General features: G+C 70.7%; 19 protein-coding genes. 7 read left to right on the forward strand and 12 right to left on the reverse strand.

Annotation, left to right across the window (positions count from 1 at the left end):
- Position 1 precedes the first annotated feature (1 nt).
- On the reverse strand, positions 2 to 1,903 hold the full coding sequence (locus ACWDRB_RS38975) for a sensor histidine kinase (protein WP_449902430.1): 1,902 nt from the start codon (positions 1,901 to 1,903) through the stop codon (positions 2 to 4).
- Between the two features lie 62 nt (positions 1,904 to 1,965).
- On the opposite strand from ACWDRB_RS38975, the gene ACWDRB_RS38980 reads away from it, so the two are divergent.
- Complete coding sequence (locus tag ACWDRB_RS38980) at positions 1,966 to 2,379, forward strand: hypothetical protein (RefSeq protein WP_313044104.1); 414 nt, start codon at positions 1,966 to 1,968, stop codon at positions 2,377 to 2,379.
- Between the two features lies 1 nt (position 2,380).
- On the opposite strand, the gene ACWDRB_RS38985 is transcribed toward ACWDRB_RS38980, so the two are convergent.
- Entirely contained in the window at positions 2,381 to 2,737 is a 357-nt protein-coding gene (locus tag ACWDRB_RS38985; protein WP_449902433.1) for a hypothetical protein, read from the reverse strand.
- A 74-nt stretch (positions 2,738 to 2,811) separates the two neighbouring features.
- Here ACWDRB_RS38985 and ACWDRB_RS38990 point away from each other — a divergent pair, with 74 nt between their 5' ends.
- Positions 2,812 to 3,339: a DUF6886 family protein gene (locus ACWDRB_RS38990; RefSeq protein ID WP_449902435.1), complete on the forward strand. Its 528-nt coding sequence runs from the start codon at positions 2,812 to 2,814 to the stop codon at positions 3,337 to 3,339.
- Here the strand turns inward: ACWDRB_RS38990 and ACWDRB_RS38995 are convergent.
- The 7 genes from ACWDRB_RS38995 to xylA all read right to left on the reverse strand — a co-directional run bounded on the left by ACWDRB_RS38995 (position 3,314) and on the right by xylA (position 10,330).
- A complete protein-coding gene (locus tag ACWDRB_RS38995) occupies positions 3,314 to 4,276 on the reverse strand; it encodes a ketopantoate reductase family protein (protein ID WP_449902437.1) in 963 nt (320 codons plus the stop codon). The genes ACWDRB_RS38990 and ACWDRB_RS38995 overlap by 26 nt on opposite strands.
- A gap of 12 nt (positions 4,277 to 4,288) precedes the next feature.
- On the reverse strand, positions 4,289 to 5,023 hold the full coding sequence (locus ACWDRB_RS39000; protein WP_397369038.1) for a glycosyltransferase family 2 protein: 735 nt from the start codon (positions 5,021 to 5,023) through the stop codon (positions 4,289 to 4,291).
- A 62-nt stretch (positions 5,024 to 5,085) separates the two neighbouring features.
- Complete coding sequence (locus ACWDRB_RS39005; RefSeq protein WP_449902441.1) at positions 5,086 to 5,616, reverse strand: AAA family ATPase; 531 nt, start codon at positions 5,614 to 5,616, stop codon at positions 5,086 to 5,088.
- Positions 5,613 to 7,214, reverse strand: a complete 1,602-nt coding sequence (lysS, locus tag ACWDRB_RS39010) for a lysine--tRNA ligase (RefSeq protein ID WP_449902443.1) — start codon at positions 7,212 to 7,214, stop codon at positions 5,613 to 5,615. The genes ACWDRB_RS39005 and lysS overlap by 4 nt, the downstream gene beginning before the upstream one ends.
- Positions 7,215 to 7,341: 127 nt before the next feature.
- Positions 7,342 to 8,442 carry a Gfo/Idh/MocA family protein gene (locus ACWDRB_RS39015; protein WP_449902445.1) on the reverse strand — a complete coding sequence of 367 codons (1,101 nt, stop codon included), beginning with the start codon at positions 8,440 to 8,442 and terminating at the stop codon, positions 7,342 to 7,344.
- A complete protein-coding gene (locus tag ACWDRB_RS39020; protein ID WP_449902446.1) occupies positions 8,439 to 9,182 on the reverse strand; it encodes a sugar phosphate isomerase/epimerase family protein in 744 nt (247 codons plus the stop codon). The genes ACWDRB_RS39015 and ACWDRB_RS39020 overlap by 4 nt, the downstream gene beginning before the upstream one ends.
- A complete protein-coding gene (gene xylA / locus ACWDRB_RS39025; protein WP_449902448.1) occupies positions 9,179 to 10,330 on the reverse strand; it encodes a xylose isomerase in 1,152 nt (383 codons plus the stop codon). Before xylA ends, ACWDRB_RS39020 begins: the two co-directional genes overlap by 4 nt.
- A gap of 57 nt (positions 10,331 to 10,387) precedes the next feature.
- Here xylA and ACWDRB_RS39030 point away from each other — a divergent pair, with 57 nt between their 5' ends.
- Together ACWDRB_RS39030 and ACWDRB_RS39035 are read left to right on the forward strand one after the other, a co-directional pair.
- Positions 10,388 to 11,533: an ROK family protein gene (locus ACWDRB_RS39030; RefSeq protein ID WP_449902451.1), complete on the forward strand. Its 1,146-nt coding sequence runs from the start codon at positions 10,388 to 10,390 to the stop codon at positions 11,531 to 11,533.
- Between the two features lie 23 nt (positions 11,534 to 11,556).
- Positions 11,557 to 11,994, forward strand: a complete 438-nt coding sequence (locus ACWDRB_RS39035) for a GNAT family N-acetyltransferase (protein ID WP_449902453.1) — start codon at positions 11,557 to 11,559, stop codon at positions 11,992 to 11,994.
- Here the strand turns inward: ACWDRB_RS39035 and ACWDRB_RS39040 are convergent.
- The 3 genes from ACWDRB_RS39040 to ACWDRB_RS39050 all read right to left on the reverse strand — a co-directional run bounded on the left by ACWDRB_RS39040 (position 11,988) and on the right by ACWDRB_RS39050 (position 14,172).
- Positions 11,988 to 12,503, reverse strand: a complete 516-nt coding sequence (locus ACWDRB_RS39040; protein WP_449902455.1) for a DinB family protein — start codon at positions 12,501 to 12,503, stop codon at positions 11,988 to 11,990. The two genes, ACWDRB_RS39035 and ACWDRB_RS39040, sit on opposite strands and share 7 nt — an antisense overlap.
- A gap of 84 nt (positions 12,504 to 12,587) precedes the next feature.
- Positions 12,588 to 13,040 carry a VOC family protein gene (locus ACWDRB_RS39045; protein ID WP_449902458.1) on the reverse strand — a complete coding sequence of 151 codons (453 nt, stop codon included), beginning with the start codon at positions 13,038 to 13,040 and terminating at the stop codon, positions 12,588 to 12,590.
- 112 nt (positions 13,041 to 13,152) lie between these two features.
- Positions 13,153 to 14,172 (reverse strand): LacI family DNA-binding transcriptional regulator, encoded by a 1,020-nt coding sequence (locus ACWDRB_RS39050; RefSeq protein WP_449902461.1) that lies wholly within the window; start codon positions 14,170 to 14,172, stop codon positions 13,153 to 13,155.
- Positions 14,173 to 14,300: 128 nt separating this feature from the next.
- Here ACWDRB_RS39050 and ACWDRB_RS39055 point away from each other — a divergent pair, with 128 nt between their 5' ends.
- The 3 genes from ACWDRB_RS39055 to ACWDRB_RS39065 are packed head-to-tail and all read left to right on the forward strand — an operon-like array spanning position 14,301 to position 16,599.
- Positions 14,301 to 14,888 carry a polysaccharide lyase beta-sandwich domain-containing protein gene (locus ACWDRB_RS39055; protein ID WP_449902463.1) on the forward strand — a complete coding sequence of 196 codons (588 nt, stop codon included), beginning with the start codon at positions 14,301 to 14,303 and terminating at the stop codon, positions 14,886 to 14,888.
- Between the two features lie 9 nt (positions 14,889 to 14,897).
- Positions 14,898 to 15,572, forward strand: a complete 675-nt coding sequence (locus ACWDRB_RS39060) for a polysaccharide lyase family 7 protein (RefSeq protein WP_449902465.1) — start codon at positions 14,898 to 14,900, stop codon at positions 15,570 to 15,572.
- A gap of 58 nt (positions 15,573 to 15,630) precedes the next feature.
- On the forward strand, positions 15,631 to 16,599 hold the full coding sequence (locus tag ACWDRB_RS39065) for a DUF2332 domain-containing protein (protein WP_449902467.1): 969 nt from the start codon (positions 15,631 to 15,633) through the stop codon (positions 16,597 to 16,599).
- The last annotated feature ends 16 nt before the right edge of the window (positions 16,600 to 16,615 follow it).

The following is a 16,615-nucleotide window of genomic DNA, read 5'->3' on the forward strand; positions in this document are numbered from 1 at the left end:
GCTACCGCCCGCTCATGACCGGCTGATCGGCCAGGAGCGACGAGGGCAGGGAGGCCATCGCGGTCAGGCCGCCGTACGGGGAGGGCGCGAGAGTGACCTTGATGCCGTGTCTGGCCGCGAGCCTGCTCACCACGAACAGGCCGAGCCGGTCGCTCTGCGCCAGGTCGAACTCCGGCATCTTCGCCAGCCGCTCGTTGAGCTCGTCCAGCTCGGCCCTGACCAGGCCGAGACCGCGGTCCTCGACCTCGATCATCAGACCGTGCGGGGTGGTCGAGGTCCGCAGGTCCACCCTGGTCTGGGGCGGCGAGAAGAGGGTGGCGTTCTCGATCAGCTCGGCCATCAGGTGGGCCACGTCCGTGACCACCGCGCCGTGCAGCGCGACCGGCGGCGGCTGGAGGATCTCGACCCGCTCGTACTCCTCGACCTCCGCGACGGCCGCGCGCAGCACGTCGAGGATCGGCACCGGGTTGCGCCAGCCGCGCCCGGGCGCCTGGTCCGACAGGATGATGAGGCTCTCGGCGTGCCTGCGCATGCGCGTGGTGAGGTGGTCGAGCTTGAACAGGTCCGCCAGGGCCTCGGGCTCCTCCGTCGCCCGCTCCATGCTGTCGAGCTGGAGCAGCTGCCGGTGCAGCAGCGACTGGTTGCGCCTGGCCAGGTTCACGAAGACCTGGCTGACGCCGTGCCGGAGCCGGGCCTGGCTCACCGCGGCCGCGACGGCCGTGGACTGCACGTCGTTGAACGCCTGGACGATGTCGCGTACCTCGGAGGTGTGGGACTTGACCTCGATCGGGGCGACCTCGTCGGCGGTGGGCGGGGCGGTGTTCGTGCGCAGCCGCTTGACCAGGCCGGACAGCCGCACCTCGGCCAGCTCCGTGGCGGCGTCGCGGAGCCCGGCCAGCTCGCGCACCAGCCGCTTGCGGAAGCGCAGCGAGAGCATGATCGACGCGATGACGGCGATCAGGCCGAGACCGCCCGCGACCCCGATCTTGATCAGCATGCCGATGGCCGCCGGGGTCACCCGGCTCACGAGGCTCTTGACGGCCAGGGCCTGGTTGCGCTCGACCGCCGCCCACAGGTTCTGGCCGTCGACGGGCCAGGTGGCGGCCGTGACGGGCAGGCCGTTCGTGGCCGCCTGGCCCCGGATGGCGTCCTCGGCGTCCAGGAACTCCTTGTAGACCGGTGACTCGGCCAGCCGCGCGTACGGGCCGCGCAGGTCGCGGTCGAGGTGCGAGAGCGCCTGCGAGAACAGCAGCCGCCTGGTGGCCACCATCCCCGTGAACGCCTCGTGCTCCGCGGGCTCGACCCGGCCCCTGGCCAGCACGACCGCGACCATGGCCCGCTCCCTGGACAGCACGTCCTTGGCCTCGCCCAGCATGGTCACCGCCCTGGCCTGCTTGTAGAGGGCCATGTCGGGCACCAGCACCATGGCGTCGTACATGCGGAAGGACGCGTCCACGATCTGGCTGTAGCCGTCGATCACGTCGAGCGGCGCCACGGTCGTGCCGTCCACCTCGCGGCGGACCTCCGCGAGCTGGTCGAGCTTGGTGTTGAGCGTGACGAGCTGCGCGGTCATCTCCGGTGACAGGTCACGCTGGTTCTTGGCGAGCGTACGGAACGCGGTCACGGCCTGGTCCGTCTCGCCGCGCTGCATGGCCATCTTGGCGGCGCCCTGCCCGCTGACCAGGAACTCCACGGAGACCAGCCGCTCGTCCTGCAACTCGATGTTGACGCGCTCGGACGGGTCGGCCAGGTTGGTCGCCAAGTCCTTGATCGACAGCAGGCGCATGCCATCGCCGCCGGTCAGGCCCGCGGCGAACGCCCACAGGCCCACGAGGGACAGCAGCGGGACGAACAGGAGGACGAGAAGTTTCACGGCGATGGGGCGGCCACGCGTGGGGGGCATGCGACCTCCGGGTGCAAGATGAGATCGCCTCGCAGAGTACACCCCCCTTTGGAAGGATTTCTGTGCGTCTTCCGCGTTCTTTCTCCGGCTGGACCATCGCGGTCTTCGGATTCCTCGCCTTCGCGCTCGGCCTGCTCGGGTTGGTCTCACCCGACTCGCTGCTGGCCATGCTGGGTTTCGAGGTGCTCGACGTCCGTCCCGCCGGTGACTACACGCTGGTCTATATGGCCGCCTCGTCAATGGCGGCGGTGAACATGGGCGTTTATTACGTTTTCGCGGCTTCTCACGACTACACGCCGTTTTTCCGGTGGACGGTGCCGTTCAGGCTCGTGACGTTCGCGGTCTTCACCACGCTGGTGCTGACCGGGGCCGCGCCGGCCAAGTTCTTCGGCGTCGGGCTCTGGGAAGGGCTCGGCGCGCTCATCACGGGGTTCGCGCTCTGGCGCGAGGGCAAGCTGGTGCCCTCGCGCCAGTGACTCACGGCCTGGCCTCCTCCGAGTCGCGCGCGACCAGTCGGTCGCCCGGCTCGGGGGAGTGCCGCAGGCGCTTCTCCAGCTCGCGCTTCTCGTCCTCCAGCCGGGCCACCCGGTCGGAGGCCTCGGCCCTGGCACCCTGCAACCGGCGGCGACGCCTGGCGGACCTGCGCGAGCCCGAGCCGATCAGCCAGAGGCCCAGCGCCAGGACGGCCATGACCGCCGCCCCGGCGAGGAACATCTCCACCTGATTGGGCTCGAAGGTGTACCCGAACAGGATGTACCTGGCGCTCTCCTCGGTCAGGACGAGGGCCACGGCGCTGCCGGCGAGGAGAACCAAGAGCACTCCAAGCAGAATCATCCAACTCACCCCTTGTCGTAAGAGCCCGTTTCCACTGCCCTGTCGGGGATGAGGTATGCACCAAGATTGCCATCATGAGACCCGAGCCGGGGCAGGTGCTCCACTTCTCCGAGGACCCGACGATCGAGCGGTTCGTCCCGCACGTGGCGCCGACCTCGATCTTGACGGAGTCGTACGTGTGGGCCGTCGATCGCGACCGCTGCCCCGATTACTGGTTCCCGCGCGCCTGCCCGCGGGCCATGGCCTGGGTCGGGCCGCGCACCACCGAGGAGGACGCGGCCCGGATCATCGGCGTGGGGTGCGGCGATCGCGTGCACGCCATCGAGTACGGCTGGCTCCAGGCGCTCAAAGACGTCCGGCTGTACGCGTACCGGCTGCCGGCGGACGGCTTCGCGCCCATCGGCGACCCGCCGACCGCCGTGGTGTCCACGGTCGCCGTGACGCCGCTCGGCCCGCCGGAACGCGTGGGCGACCTGTTCGAGCTGCACGAGGAGGCGGGGATCCAGCTCAGGGTGCTGCCCAGCCTGTGGCCGTTCTGGGACGAGGTGATCGCCAGCACGCTGGAGTTCAGCGGGATCAGGCTGCGCAACGCCCGTCGATGAGGGCCTGCAGGGTCTCCAACGGCATTGAGCCGGGCGGCCGCTTCTCCTGCGCGAACGTGTTGGCCTCGCGCCGCAGCACCTCGTTGACCGGGGTGGGCACGCCGTGCAGGCGGCCGAGCAGCACGATCTCGCCGTTGAGGTAGTCGGCCTCGATGGAGCCACTGCTCCTGGCCAGGCTCTGCCACGACGACCCGCCGCCGCGGACGATGCCCTCGATGGGCCGGACGTCCACCTGGTGGCCGCGCAGGCTCGCCTCTTCCTCCGGCGTGGAGTACGTGATCCCGGCCCGGTCGAGCAAGGCTTTGGCCTCGGTCCTGGCCGCCTCGACGACCTTGTCCCTGCCGGGAACGTGGCCCACGAGCGCCTCCACGGCGTTGCCCAGGTTGCTGAGCAGCTTGCCGTGCTTCCAGCGCATGACGTCGGTCTGGGTCAGGCCCACCAGGCCGTGCTTGCCGAGGTCGCCGGCGATCTGCTCGGCGAGGTCGTCCACACCCTGGGGATAACGTCCGACGTGGAGCAGGCCCGAGTACGGGTGCCCGTGGGCGGCGACGACGCCGGGCTCCAGATGCTGGGCCGGCAGCCACACGCAGATGCCGTAAACGCGGTCAAACCGCCGCAGGACCATGCGCTCGTTGGCCACGCCGTTCTGGGCACAGGCCACGGGCAGGTCGGACGGCCAGCCGGCCAGCGCGGAGACGGTGTCCTGGGACTTGGTGGCCAGGATCAGCACGTCGTCGTCACGCGCGGGGACAGGGCCGTCGGCGACGGGGATGTCGAGGGTCTCGGTGGATTCGGGGGTGATCAGGCGCAGGCCGTCACGCTTGAGTGCCTCGTAGTGGGCGCCTCTCGCGACGAGGAGAACGTCGTGCCCGCCTTGGTGGAGGCGGGCACCGATGGTTCCGCCGACTGCTCCGGCCCCGATCACTATGTAGCGCATTGTCCAAGGATGTCACTTTGCGAGGGCGACCTGGGCCTGCGCCGGCACGCCGGCCCCCCGCGTACGCTCCCGCATGATCGTCTTGAGCACGCGCCAGCCGTCGCGCACCGCGTTCAGGTTGCTCACGCCGTGGATGCGGGAGCGCTCGTGGCTGGGGACCTCGTGAATGATGAGGCCGGCCTGGGCGGCGCGGACGTTCATCAGGGTCTCGATCTCGAAGCCGTCGCAGTCAAGCTCGAGGGAGTCGAGGTGACGGGCCCAGAAGGCGTTGTAGCCGTAGCAGAGGTCCGTGTAGCGGGTGCCGTAGAGCAGGTTGGTCATCCCGGTGAGGACCTTGTTGCCGAGCGAGCGGATCGGACTGAGGTCGTCCGAGCCGCCACCAGGGGCGTACCTGGAGCCCTTGGCGAAGTCGGCGCCGTTGATAAGGGTGGAGACGAAGGAGTGGATCTCCCGGCCGTCGGTCGAGCCGTCGGCGTCGATCATGACGATGATGTCGCCGCGGGCGGCCTGGAAGCCCTCGATGAGGGCGTTGCCCTTACCGCGCCGGCTCTGCACGACGACCCGGAGGTCGGGGCGCAGCCTGCGCGCTACGGCGATGGTGTCGTCGGTCGAGTTGCCGTCGACCAGGATCACCTCGTCGATCCAGTCGGGCAGCGTCGCGAAGACGTGGGGAAGGTTCTCGGCCTCGTTCATCGCGGGGACGATGACACTGACACTGACGCTGGCGGCGAAAGGCTGCTTGTTCATGGAATCAAGATGACTCCCCACACATGCAAGTCACTTGACACTGCCTTGCATTGGTCCGTCATTTATCGGACCAGCGCCTCCGCGGCCCTCTCGATGATCTCCTCGACGGTCTCCCCGGGGGTCTGGCACGTGGTGTCCAACCATAGGCCAATGCGCGGGGTCTCGGTCCGCAGCGACTCGTCTAGCTGGGCAATCGTCCAGCCGGAGCCGTACCCGACCTTGGGTCGGGCACGTTCGCGGCGATCCACTTCATCCGGATCGGGTGCCAGGACGATTACATGAAGAGGACGAGTATGAATCAATTTCGTAAACCGTTCCAAGTCCGGGCCAAGAATAACGTCCTGGACTATTGGCGTGAATCCGGCATCGAAATACAGGTCCGCGGTGTTCGCCGCTATCCGGTGACGCAGGTGCAGCTGGCGGAGCGCCTCGCCGTCGAGGCCGGGGGTCATCTCGGCGCGGCCGCCCACGACCATGCGCCGGAACGTGTCGCCGCGCACGTGGGCGGAGCGCGGCAGCCGCTCCGCCAGTGCCTGCGCCACGGTGGACTTGCCGGCGGCCGAGACGCCGGTGATCAGGACGGCGCCGTTCACGTGCCGACGAGCTTCCGCACCCGGTCGGCGCCTATGGACAGCAGCAGCGTGGGCAGCCTGGGGCCGGTGTCGCGGCCGACCAGCAGCCTGTAGAGCAGGGCGAAGAAGGCCCGCTGCGCCGCCTTCAGCTCGGGTGTCGCCTTGGCGTCGGCCGGCAGGCCCGCCTGGAGCTTCGGCACGCCGTACACGAGCGTGGTGAGGCTGTCCAGCGACCAGTCGTCCAGGCCGTCGGACAGCAGCCGCAGCGACTCGCGCTCGGTCTGGCCGAGCGAGTCGAGCAGCTCCTCGTCCGGTTCCTCGCGCACACGCGTGCGCTCGCCGGCGGGCACGTGGGCATCGACCCAGCGCTGTGCCCGGTCCAGGCGGGGGCGGGCCTCGTCGAGCGTCTCGATCGCGTCGAGGTCGCGCAGGATCCGCAGGGTCTGCTCGGCGTCGCCGGTCGTGACGTCCACGATGGAGGCCAGCGTCCGGTACGGGACCGGGTGCGGGGTGGCGGGCAGCGGGCCCGCGGCCGTGCCCACCGCCCTCCTGTACGCGGCCAGCTCGGCGGGCTGCCCCTGACCCTCCGCGATCTTGCGGCCCAGGGTGTCCCACTCGTCGTAGAGCCGCTGGATCTCCTGGTCGAAGGCGATCTTGAAGGACTGGGCGGGCTTGCGGCGGGCGTACAGCCAGCGCAGCACCGGCGCCTCCATGATCTCCAGCGCGTCGGCGGGAGTCGGCACGTCGCCCTTGGAGCTGCTCATCTTGGCCATGCCGGTGATGCCGACGAACGCGTACATGGGGCCGATCGGCTGCCGGCCGCCGAACACCTCGCCCACGATCTGGTCGCCGACGATCCACGCCGAGCCGGGAGAGTGGTGATCGACCCCCGACGGCTCGAAGACCACGCCCTCGTAGGCCCAGCGCATCGGCCAGTCGACCTTCCAGACGAGCTTGCCGCGGTCGTGCTCGGCCAGGCGTACGGTCTCGCCGAAGCCGCACTCGCAGGTGTAGGCCAGCTCGGTGGTCGCGTCGTCGTACGCGGTGACCGTCGTCAGGTCGCGCTCGCACAGGTCGCAGTACGGCTTGTACGGGAAGTACTCCTCCACCTGCTTCGACCGGTAGCGGGAGAGCACGGCGTCGATCTTCGCGCGCTCGCGCACGGCCAGCAGGATCTGCTCGCGGTAGGCGCCGCGCGTGTACTGCTCGGTCTGGCTGATGCCGCGGTGTTCGACGCCCAGCTCCTCCAGAGCCTGGATCATGGGCGCCTTGAAGTGCTCGGCCCAGTTGGCGTACGAGCTCCCGGGAGGGGCGGGCACCGAGGTCAGCGGCTTGCCGATGTGCTCGGCCCACGACGGGTTGACGCCCGCGGGCACCCTGCGGAAGCGGTCGTAGTCGTCCCAGGACAGCAGGTGCACGCACTCGACCCCGCGTCGCCGGATCTCGTCGGCGACCAGGTGAGGGGTCATGACCTCGCGCAGGTTGCCCAGATGGATGGGGCCCGACGGGCTCAGGCCCGAGGCGCAGACGATCGGTTTGCCGGGCGCGCGCCGCTCCGCCTCGGTGATGACCTCGTCCGCGAACCTGGAGACCCAGTCGGTCTCGGCACTTTCCGCCATCGCGCCATTCTTGCGGCTCCGCGTCACCCAAGCCAACGCGTTACCATCCAAACCCTCCGTGTCGCCAGTCCCGGACGGCCCGCGCCCCACCGCCGACGAGCGGCGGGGCGGCGGGTAAGCGGGGTCGCTAGAGGGTCGCCGCGTGCGGGTCCCAGTCGGCGGGGAGCGGGTCCGGAGCGGTCAAGGTGGAGGTGATGGGCAGGAACTCCCCGCGCTCGCCCGACTCCGAGATGGCGCACATGAGCTCGAGCACGTGGTACGCCAGCTCCCCCGACGCCCGGTGCCCCGTGCCCGCCCGGAGCGACCTGGCCAGGTCGAGCACGCCGATGCCGCGCCCGGCCGTGGTGCCCGACACCGGCAGCTCGCGCCAGTCCGCGTCGCGCGGTCCCCGGGCCAGCAGCGGGCCCTCGAAGGTGTTGGGGTCGGGGAGCGACAGCGCGCCCTCGGTGCCGATGATCTCGATCATCCGGCGGGGGACCGGCGAGTCGAAGCTGAACGTGGCCGTCGCCGTCGCCGTCCCCGGGAAGTCGAGCAGCGCGTTGACGTGCGTCGGGACGTCCACGGGGAAGACCAGGCCCTCCTTGGGCCCCGAGCCGACGACGCGGTGCGGCCGCGCCTTGCGGGTGTCGGCCGCCACCCGGGTGACGGGCCCGAGCAGCGACACCAGGGCCGTCAGGTAGTAGGGGCCGAGGTCGAAGAGCGGGCCGCCGCCCGGCTGGTAGAAGAACTCGGGGTTGGGGTGCCAGGACTCCGGCCCCAGGTTCTGGATGGCGGACGTGACGGCGACCGGCTCGCCGATGAGGCCGGAGCGCAGGGCGTGCAGGGCCGACTGGAGCCCGGCGCCCAGGAACGTGTCGGGGGCGCCGCCGACCCGCAGGCCCAGGTTGGCGGCCTCGGCCACGACCTTGGCGGCCTCGTCCACGCTCATGGCCAGCGGCTTCTCGCCGTACACGTGCTTGCCGGCGCGCAGCGACTCCAGTGCGACGGCCGCGTGCGAGGACGGGACGGTGAGGTTGACGACGATCTCGACCTCGGGCACCGCCAGGACGGTGGCGAGGGTGCCCGACACGGGGACGCCGTACTCGGCCGCGACCGCGGCGGCCCGCTCGGTGTCGATGTCCGCGAGGCCCAGCACGCGGACGTCGGGGAAGGAGGTGAGGTTTCGAAGGTATTGGCCACTGATGTTCCCGGCGCCGATGAGGGCGACGCCGATGGGGCCGTTGCTCAAGAGCTCTCCAGGGAGGTGAGGTAGGCGTGGCTGTCCGCGAGAGCGGCGAAGATGTCGGTCGCGCACTCGTCGAGCTCGACGATGCGCCAGGCGTCGGGTGCGGCGTCGAGGATCTCGGGCACCGCCATGACGCCGCGGCCCACCGCGGTGTGCGGCTCGCCCTTGACCACCGGGCCGTCCTTGACGTGCAGCGCCAGGACGCGCTCGGAGAGGCGGCCGAGCAGGGCCGGCACGTCCGCGCCGCCCACCGCCGCCCAGTAGGTGTCGATCTCCAGGAACACCTCGGGAGCGAGCAGGTCGGCCAGCACCTCGATGGCGTGCCGGCCGTCGATCTCGGGCTCGATCTCCCACCAGTGGTTGTGGTAGCCGATCCGCATCCCGTACCGGGCCGCCTGCTCGGCGAAGCCGTTCAGCAGATCGGCCGTGCGCGACAGGCCGTCGCGCGTGGTGAACTCCTCGTGCTCGATGCCGCCGGGGATGATCACCAGGTCGGTGCCGACCGTGGCGATGGCGTCGAAGACCTCCGACGGGTCCTTGCTGAGCAGCGCGTACGCGTGCGTGCTCGACACCGTCAGCCCCAGGTCGTCCACGACCTCGCGGAAGCCCTTGGGGTCCGTCGTGGGGTCGTAGGGCTCGACGGACCGGTAGCCGATCTCCGCGATCCGGCTCAGCACCGTGTCGCGGTCGGCCGCCAGCGCGTCCCTGACGGTGTAGAGCTGGACACTGATCGGTTTCGTCATCCGCGTACCCCCAGGAGGTGCTCGAGTGCGAGCTGGTTGAGCCGGGTGAAGTGGAAGCCGCGGGCGGCGGCCACTTCGGGGTCGAAGTCGTCCTTGGCCAGGTCTGCCCAGGTCTCGCCCGGCGCAAGCGTGGGCTGGGCGAGTTCGTCCACGCGGGAGGCGCTCAGGGCCTCCTGCACTTCGGGGTCGGCGCGGAAGGCCCGCGACTTCTCCTTGAGGATCAGGTAGGTGCGCATGTTCGCGGCCGCCGAGTCCCACACGTCCTGGGCGTCCTCGGTGCGCAGCGGCTTGTAGTCGAAGTGGCGGGGGCCGTCGTAGCCGCCGTTCTCCAGCAGGTCGACCAGGAAGAAGGCGCTCTTGAGGTCGCCGTGGCCGAAGATCAGGTCCTGGTCGTACTTGGGGCCGTGCTGGCCGTTGAGGTCAATGTGGAAGAGCTTGCCGTGCCACAGCGCCTGGGCGATGCCGTGCACGAAGTTGAGCCCGGCCATCTGCTCGTGGCCGACCTCGGGGTTGAGGCCCACCATCTCAGGGTGCTCCAGCTCGTTGATCAGCGCCAGGGCGTGGCCGATCGTGGGCAGGAGGATGTCGCCGCGGGGCTCGTTCGGCTTGGGCTCGAGGGCGAAGCGGAGGTCGTAGCCGCGCTCGCGTACGTACGAGCACAGCATGTCCAGGCCCTCCTTGTAGCGGTCGAGCGCGGCCTTGACGTCCTTGGCCGAGTCCGATTCCGAGCCCTCGCGGCCGCCCCAGCACACGTACGTCTTGGCGCCGAGCGAGGCGGCCAGGTCGATGTTCCTGATCACCTTGCGCAGCGCGTACCGGCGGACGTCGCGGTCGTTGCTGGTGAACGCGCCGTCCTTGAAGACCGGGTGGGTGAAGAGGTTCGTGGTGGCCATCGGGACCTTCATGCCGGTCTCGTCCAGGGCCTTCCTGAACGCGGCGATGGCCTTGTCCCGGTCGGGCTCGACGGCGAGCAGGTCGTCGTCGTGGAACGTGACGCCGTACGCGCCCAGCTCCGAGAGCCTGTGGACGGTCTCCACCGGGTCGAGCGGCGCCCGCGAGGCGTCGCCGAAGGGGTCGCGCGCCTGCCAGCCGACCGTCCAGAGGCCGAAGGTGAACTGGTCAGTCGGGGTTGGGATGAAATCGGTCATTTGTGTGCGCTCCTCGGGATTAGTCCATAATCTGTACATAATCCTGAGGAGGCAGGCATGGCGGCGTCAAGAGGGGTCCGGCATGATTCCATGCGCGCCCGCAACCTGGCCGTAGTCCTGGGCGCCATCCACCGATCAGGACCGCACACCCGGGCCGCGCTCGCCGAGATGACGGGGCTCACCAAGACCACCGTGTCCAGCCTCGTGTCCGACCTGATCGAAGCGGGAGCGGTGGCCGAGGGCGGGGCCGTGCGGGGCGGCGAGCGGGGGCGGCCGGGCGTGGCCGTGAGCCTGAGCGGCGACCGGGTCGCCACGCTGGGGCTGGAGATCAACATCGACTACCTGGCCGCGTGCGTCGTCGATCTGACCCGGGAGGTGCGGCTGCGCCGTACCCGGCCGGCCGACAACCGCAACTCCGACCCCGTGGACATCCTCGGGAGCCTGCGCGACCTGGTGAAGGAGACCACGGCCGAGGCCGAGCTGGCCGGGCTGCGGGTCATCGGCGCCGCCCTGGCCGTGCCCGGGACGGTCGAGGGCGAGGTGCTGCGCAACGCGCCGCATCTGGGCTGGCGGGACGTACGCGTGCCGGACCTCGTCGACCTGCCCTTCGTCATCGACAACGAGGCGAACCTGGCGGCGCTCGGCGAGCTGTGGTTCGGCTCGCGGGAGACGGACTTCCTCTACGTGTCCGGCGAGATCGGCATCGGGGCCGGGCTCGTGGTGGACGGCACCGTGTTCAGGGGGACGTTCGGGCTGGCGGGCGAGCTGGGCCACGTGGTCGTGGTGCCCGACGGGCCCGCCTGCAGGTGCGGCGGGCGGGGCTGCCTGGAGGTGTACGCCGGTCAGGACGCTCTTCTGGGGCCACTGCCCTCGGTGTCCGAGCTGGTCACGCGGCTGGAGTCGGGGGAGCGCCGGGCGCTGGAGGCGTGCGGGCGGGCCGGGCACGCGCTCGGCGTGGCGCTCACCTCGGCCGTGCACCTGCTCGACCCGGGCCGGATCGTGCTCGGCGGGATCTACGCGCCGCTCTTCCCCTGGCTCGAAGGGCCGGTGGCGGAGGGGTTGGGCACCCGGCTGGGCCACATGCGGGGCACGCCGCCCGCTCTCGTGGTCTCCGGCATCGGCGCGGACGCCGCCGTGCTGGGCGCGGCAGGGCTGATCATCCAGCAGGTCATCGCCGAGCCCGCCCAGATGCTCGGCCTGTAAGGGGCGATCTCTACCATATCGGCATGCTGATCGAAGAGCGGGCCGCCGAGGACGGCGAGCTGACCGAACTGCTCGACGCGGCGTTCGCGGAGCTGGTGGCGCGTTACGGGCCCGAGGGGCGCTCACATGTCAAGGACGGCGCGAGGTTCCTCGTGGCGTCGGTGGACGGCCGGGCCGTCGGCTGCGGCGCCGTGCAGCCCGTGGACGACCTCACCGGGGAGCTCAAGCGGATGTTCGTGCTGCCCGGGTATCGCGGGCGCGGCATCGCCACGTCGATCCTGGGCGCGCTGGAGGGGCTGGCCTGGGACCTGGGCTACCGGCGGCTGCGGCTGGCGACCGGGCTGCGGCAGCCCGAGGCCATCGCGCTGTACGAGCGGTGCGCGTACCGGCCGATCGAGCCGTACGGGAAGTACGTGGACGCCCCGCTGACCCGCTGCTACGAGAAGCCGCTGGCTCAGTAGTAGCCCTTGGCGCCGTCGAGCAGCTCCCTGACCGTGTCGAGGTGGCCGACGTGCCTGGCGGTCTCCTCGACCATGTGGATCAGGATCCAGCGCAGGGTGGCGGCGTTGGAGCTGAAGCCAGGGAACTCGCCCACGTCGTCGAACGAGTGGGCGGCGACGATCTCGTTGGAGACCGCGCACTGCTGCTCGAACTCGTCGAGGAGCCGGGCCAGCGGGACGCCCTTGACCTGCATGTCGAGGTCCTCCGCCGTCTCGTCGAACTGCGGGTTGGGGGCCGAGTCGCGGCCCAGGAAGAGGACCTCGAACCAGCAGTGCTCGGTCCAGCGCATGTGGGAGACCAGGCCCGCCACCGTCATGAGCGGCGAGGTCGGCAGGACCGGCCGGTGGGCGTCCTCCTCCGACAGGCCCTCGCATTTCCACCGCACGAGCGCGCGCTGCAGGTCGAGCCAGCCGATGAGCTGGGTACGTTCGTCTGCGACGGCGGGAGGGCGTACGCGCGAGAGGCTCATGGCCGCCGACGCTACTTCAGTGATCGCCCTGCCCGCACCGCATTTTCCCGGCGGTGGGCGGACCGGGACGGCCCGCCCACGCGCCTAGCCGTTGGCCGCGTCCTCCAGGCCCTGGACGTCGATCTTCCTCATGCCCATCATGGCCTTGACGGCGCGCTGCGCCCGCTCCGGGTCGGGGTCGCCGATCAGCTCCTGGAGGCGGCGCGGGATGATCTGCCAGGACAGGCCGTACCTGTCCTTGAGCCAGCCGCACTGCGACTCCTCGCCGCCCTCGGTGAGCTTCGCCCACAGCTCGTCGACCTCCTCCTGCGAGTCGCAGTCGACGTAGAGCGAGACGGCCTCGGTGAACGTGAACTCCGGGCCGCCGTTCAGCGCGATGAACCGCTGCCCGGCCAGCTCGAACGTCACCACCATGGCCGCCCCGGTGGGTCCGGGCGTGACCTCGAGGACGCGCGAGTCCTTGAAGAGCGAGGTGTAGAATCCGGCGGCCTCCTCGGCCTGGTCGTGGAACCAGAGGAACGTGGTGATCTTCTGCATGGCGTTTCCTTCCTACGAGGTCTCTCGCCAACGCGTCGAACTCCCCTGGGCCGGATCGACAGACCAGACACCGGATTTTCGCTTTTTTTTCTGACGCGCCACCCGCAGGCCGCTAACCAGGCGCCGGCGCGGTGCTCTCACGGATCACCAGGCTGGTCGCCAGCTCGACCCGCGGCGTGTCGGGCTCCTGGCCGTTGATGAGCTGGATCAGCATGCGGGCGGCCATGGCCGCCATGTTGGCCAGGGGCTGGCGCACGGTGGTGAGCGTGGGGGCGATCCACTGCGCGAAGGACAGGTCGTCGAACCCGACCACGCTCAGGTCCTCCGGCACGCGCAGGTCGCGCGCGTGGGCCGCCCGGTACGTCGCCAGCGCCTGGATGTCGTTGCCCGCGAAGACGGCCGTGGGGCGGTCGGGCAGGTCCAGCAGCTCCATGGCGTGGTGGTAGGCCGGCTCGTGGCTGTAGTCGCCGTGCCGGATCAGGGCGGGGTCGACCTCGATGCCCACCTGGTCGAGCGCGGCGCGGTAGCCGTCGAGCCGGGCCCGCGAGGTCAGCCGGTGCGCGGGACCGGTGATCATCGCGATCCGCCGGTGGCCGAGCTCGATCAGGTGCCTGGTCGCGGTGAAGCCGCCGTTCCAGCTGGTCGAGCCGACCGACGGCACGTCGGGGCCCTCGTCCACGGACGGCTGCACCACCACGAACGGGATGCCCAGCCGCCGCAGCTCGCGCTCCTGGTCGGCCGAGAGCTCGGAGATGACCAGGATCGCGCCGAGCGAGCCGCGCGTGCCGAGGTCGTCGAGCCACTGGCGGGCCAGGTTGCTCCGCTTGTGCACGGCCGAGACGACCAGGCCCATGCCCTCGGCCTGCAGCGCCTCCTCGGCGCCGCGGATCAGCTCCACCGCCCAGGGGTTGTCCAGCTCGTTGATGACGAACTCGATCAGGCCGCCGGGATGCTCGTAGCGGCCGGGCAGCGTGTAGCCGTGCTGGCCGAGCAGCCGCTGGACCTTGCCCCTGGTCTTCGCGGAGACATCCGACCTCCCGTGTAGCACCTTGGACACGGTCGAGACCGAGACGCCGGCCTGAGCTGCGATGTCGGCCATCGTGCTCCGCCGCTCCGTCGTGATGTCGTCCACTGTTCACATCCTCCCGTCCCCTAAGTCTGCCGTCTCGGAGAAGCCCTTGACGACATCCGACGTTTCGCCTACGTTTCCGGCAGGTTGATGTTTCGCAACCTTTCGCAAATCCCTTTGGGGGACTCTACATGGCCCTCACCCGCCGCACCTTCCTCACCGCCGCCACGGCCGCGGCCACCCTGGGCCTGGCGGCCCCGGCACGCGCGGAGGACGCCTTCGACGCGGCCCGCCTGCGGTGGACCGGCATGATCGCGGGCGGCGCGTTCGACCCGGGCGACCCCGACTTCGCCGCGAAGGTGGCCGCCGTCGACTCCGCCGCCGCCACCGCCCGCTACGCCGCCGGGCCGGACGTCGAGGTGCTGGCCAACACCGCTCAGGCGCAGGCCGTCCGGTGCGGGCGGCTGCGGCTGCACGCGGTCAACTTCTGGCAGGCGGGCACGGTCCGGACCCCCGACGGCCCGATCACCGCGGACGGCCCGTGCTCACTGCTGATCCGCCGCCACGGCCAGACCCTGCGCGTCGCGCTCTCCGATCCCTCGCGCACCGCGCAGACCGTGTCCGTCACGCTGCCCTGGCCGGTCAAGTCGGTCGAGAGCGGCGACGACACCGTGCGGCTGGTCCGGACGGCCGACGGGCCCGCCCGGTGGGCCGTCTCGGTCGCCGTCGGCGGCACCCGCGGTCACACCCACTCCGCCGTACTCCGGCTCAACATCTAGGAGGAACGCATGGATCACGCACCCAGCCGCCGCGCGCTGCTCGGCGGCACGATGGCCGGCCTCGCCGTCCCGCTCCTCGGCGGCGCCCCGGCGGCCCGGGCCGCCACCGCCCAGGCGGCGGGCCCCATCGGCTCCGGCTGGACGGAGATCTTCCCCAGCTACTCCGTCCACCAGCCGCCCGACAGGACCCGCCACACGTACGACGCCGCCACCGGCGAGCACCACTTCTGGGTGTACGACACCGACCCCAGCACCTTCCCCGGCCAGGACTCGGGCCCGCGTAGCGAGCTGCGCTTCCACAACGACTACACCTCGGGGGACGCGCAGTTCGAGTGCGACATGAAGATCGGGGCGGGCACCCACCGGATGTGCGTCATGCAGGTCTTCGGCGGCGCGACGTCGGCGACGGCGTTCATGACGCTGGCCATGAACACCGACAGCATCAACTACTACGACTCCACGACGCAGATCTACGCCCCCGTGTACGACAAGTACATCCGGCTCAACGTCGTCCACGAGACCGGCATCGGCAAGATCCACATCTTCGTCAACCGCCAGTACCGCACCAGCTTCAACGACCGCGGGGCGGCCACCCACTACTTCAAGGCCGGCCTCTACGGCCGGGCAGGGATGTCGGCGCGCAGCGACAACTACCTCAAGAACATCCACATCTATCGCAAGTGACCCACCCCACCGGCCCGCCCTGTTCCCAGGGGCGGGCCGCCTCCTTAGAGTGTCGATCATGGAGCCGACGACCGCGGAACAGTACCGGCACTTCGCGTCGAGGGAGGCCCGCGGCTCGTCGCCGCTGTACGAGCAGCTCGCCTCCGGGGTGGCCGGCGACCCCGACCTGATCGCGCTGCTGTCCGGCCTCCCGCCCGCCAAGCGGCAGCCCAACCTGCTGTTCGCCGCCGCCCGGTACGTCGCGGGGACGCCCGCCGGCTACCAGGAGTTCCGCCGGTCCGTGCTCGACCACCGCGACGCGGTCGTCGCCACGATGCTCGCCCGCCGTACCCAGACCAACGAGGCGGCCCGGTGCGCCGCTCTCTACCCGCTGCTCGCCTCGCTCCCGCAGCCGCTGGCGCTGCTGGAGGTCGGCGCGTCGGCCGGGCTGTGCCTGCTGCCCGACCGCTACGGCTACGACTACGACGGACGCCTGGCCGGGGACGTGGACAGCCCGGTGCGGCTGCGCTGCCGCACCGAGGGCGAGTCGCGCTTCGCCGATCCGCTCGGTGAGGTGACCGTCGCGTGGCGGGCCGGCATCGACCTCAACCCCCTCGACGTCACCGACCCCGACGACGTCCGGTGGCTCAGGACGCTGGTCTGGCCCGGACAGCACGACCGCCTGCGGCGCCTGGACACCGCCATCGACGTGGCGCGCCGGGATCCGCCCCGCATCGTGCGGGGAGACCTCAACGCGCTGGTCGGCGAGGTGGCCGCCCAGGCGCCCGAGTACGCCACGCTCGTCGTCTACCACACCGCGGTCCTCTACTACGTGCCGGACGACGAGCGCGCCATGTTCGTGGAGCAGGTCCGACGGCTCGCCGGCCACTGGATCGCCCAGGAGGACCCGGGCGTCCTACCCGACGTGGAGGCCCATCTCCGTGAGCGGCCGCCGGCGGACGTCCTCACCTACGCGCTCGCGCTCGACGGGCGTCCCGTCGCCTTCTCCGCGATGCACGGCGGCTGGCTCCGCTGGCTGCCCGCCTGAAATCCGCCCGGCTGAG

The organism is Nonomuraea sp. NPDC003707, assembly GCF_053587055.1.

Excerpts from the sequence above, each read along its gene's own strand:
- ACWDRB_RS39000 (WP_397369038.1), bottom strand. The coding sequence starts at position 5,023 with ATGAACAAGCAGCCTTTCGCCGCCAGCGTCAGTGTCAGTGTCATCGTC.
- ACWDRB_RS38990 (WP_449902435.1), top strand. The coding sequence starts at position 2,812 with ATGAGACCCGAGCCGGGGCAGGTGCTCCACTTCTCCGAGGACCCGACG.
- xylA (WP_449902448.1), bottom strand. The coding sequence starts at position 10,330 with ATGACCGATTTCATCCCAACCCCGACTGACCAGTTCACCTTCGGCCTC.
- ACWDRB_RS39020 (WP_449902446.1), bottom strand. The coding sequence starts at position 9,182 with ATGACGAAACCGATCAGTGTCCAGCTCTACACCGTCAGGGACGCGCTG.
- ACWDRB_RS39060 (WP_449902465.1), top strand. The coding sequence starts at position 14,898 with ATGGATCACGCACCCAGCCGCCGCGCGCTGCTCGGCGGCACGATGGCC.
- ACWDRB_RS39055 (WP_449902463.1), top strand. The coding sequence starts at position 14,301 with ATGGCCCTCACCCGCCGCACCTTCCTCACCGCCGCCACGGCCGCGGCC.
- ACWDRB_RS39040 (WP_449902455.1), bottom strand. The coding sequence starts at position 12,503 with ATGAGCCTCTCGCGCGTACGCCCTCCCGCCGTCGCAGACGAACGTACC.
- lysS (WP_449902443.1), bottom strand. The coding sequence starts at position 7,214 with ATGGCGGAAAGTGCCGAGACCGACTGGGTCTCCAGGTTCGCGGACGAG.
- ACWDRB_RS38975 (WP_449902430.1), bottom strand. The coding sequence starts at position 1,903 with ATGCCCCCCACGCGTGGCCGCCCCATCGCCGTGAAACTTCTCGTCCTC.
- ACWDRB_RS39035 (WP_449902453.1), top strand. The coding sequence starts at position 11,557 with ATGCTGATCGAAGAGCGGGCCGCCGAGGACGGCGAGCTGACCGAACTG.
- ACWDRB_RS39045 (WP_449902458.1), bottom strand. The coding sequence starts at position 13,040 with ATGCAGAAGATCACCACGTTCCTCTGGTTCCACGACCAGGCCGAGGAG.
- ACWDRB_RS38995 (WP_449902437.1), bottom strand. The coding sequence starts at position 4,276 with ATGCGCTACATAGTGATCGGGGCCGGAGCAGTCGGCGGAACCATCGGT.
- ACWDRB_RS38985 (WP_449902433.1), bottom strand. The coding sequence starts at position 2,737 with ATGATTCTGCTTGGAGTGCTCTTGGTTCTCCTCGCCGGCAGCGCCGTG.
- ACWDRB_RS39065 (WP_449902467.1), top strand. The coding sequence starts at position 15,631 with ATGGAGCCGACGACCGCGGAACAGTACCGGCACTTCGCGTCGAGGGAG.
- ACWDRB_RS39030 (WP_449902451.1), top strand. The coding sequence starts at position 10,388 with ATGGCGGCGTCAAGAGGGGTCCGGCATGATTCCATGCGCGCCCGCAAC.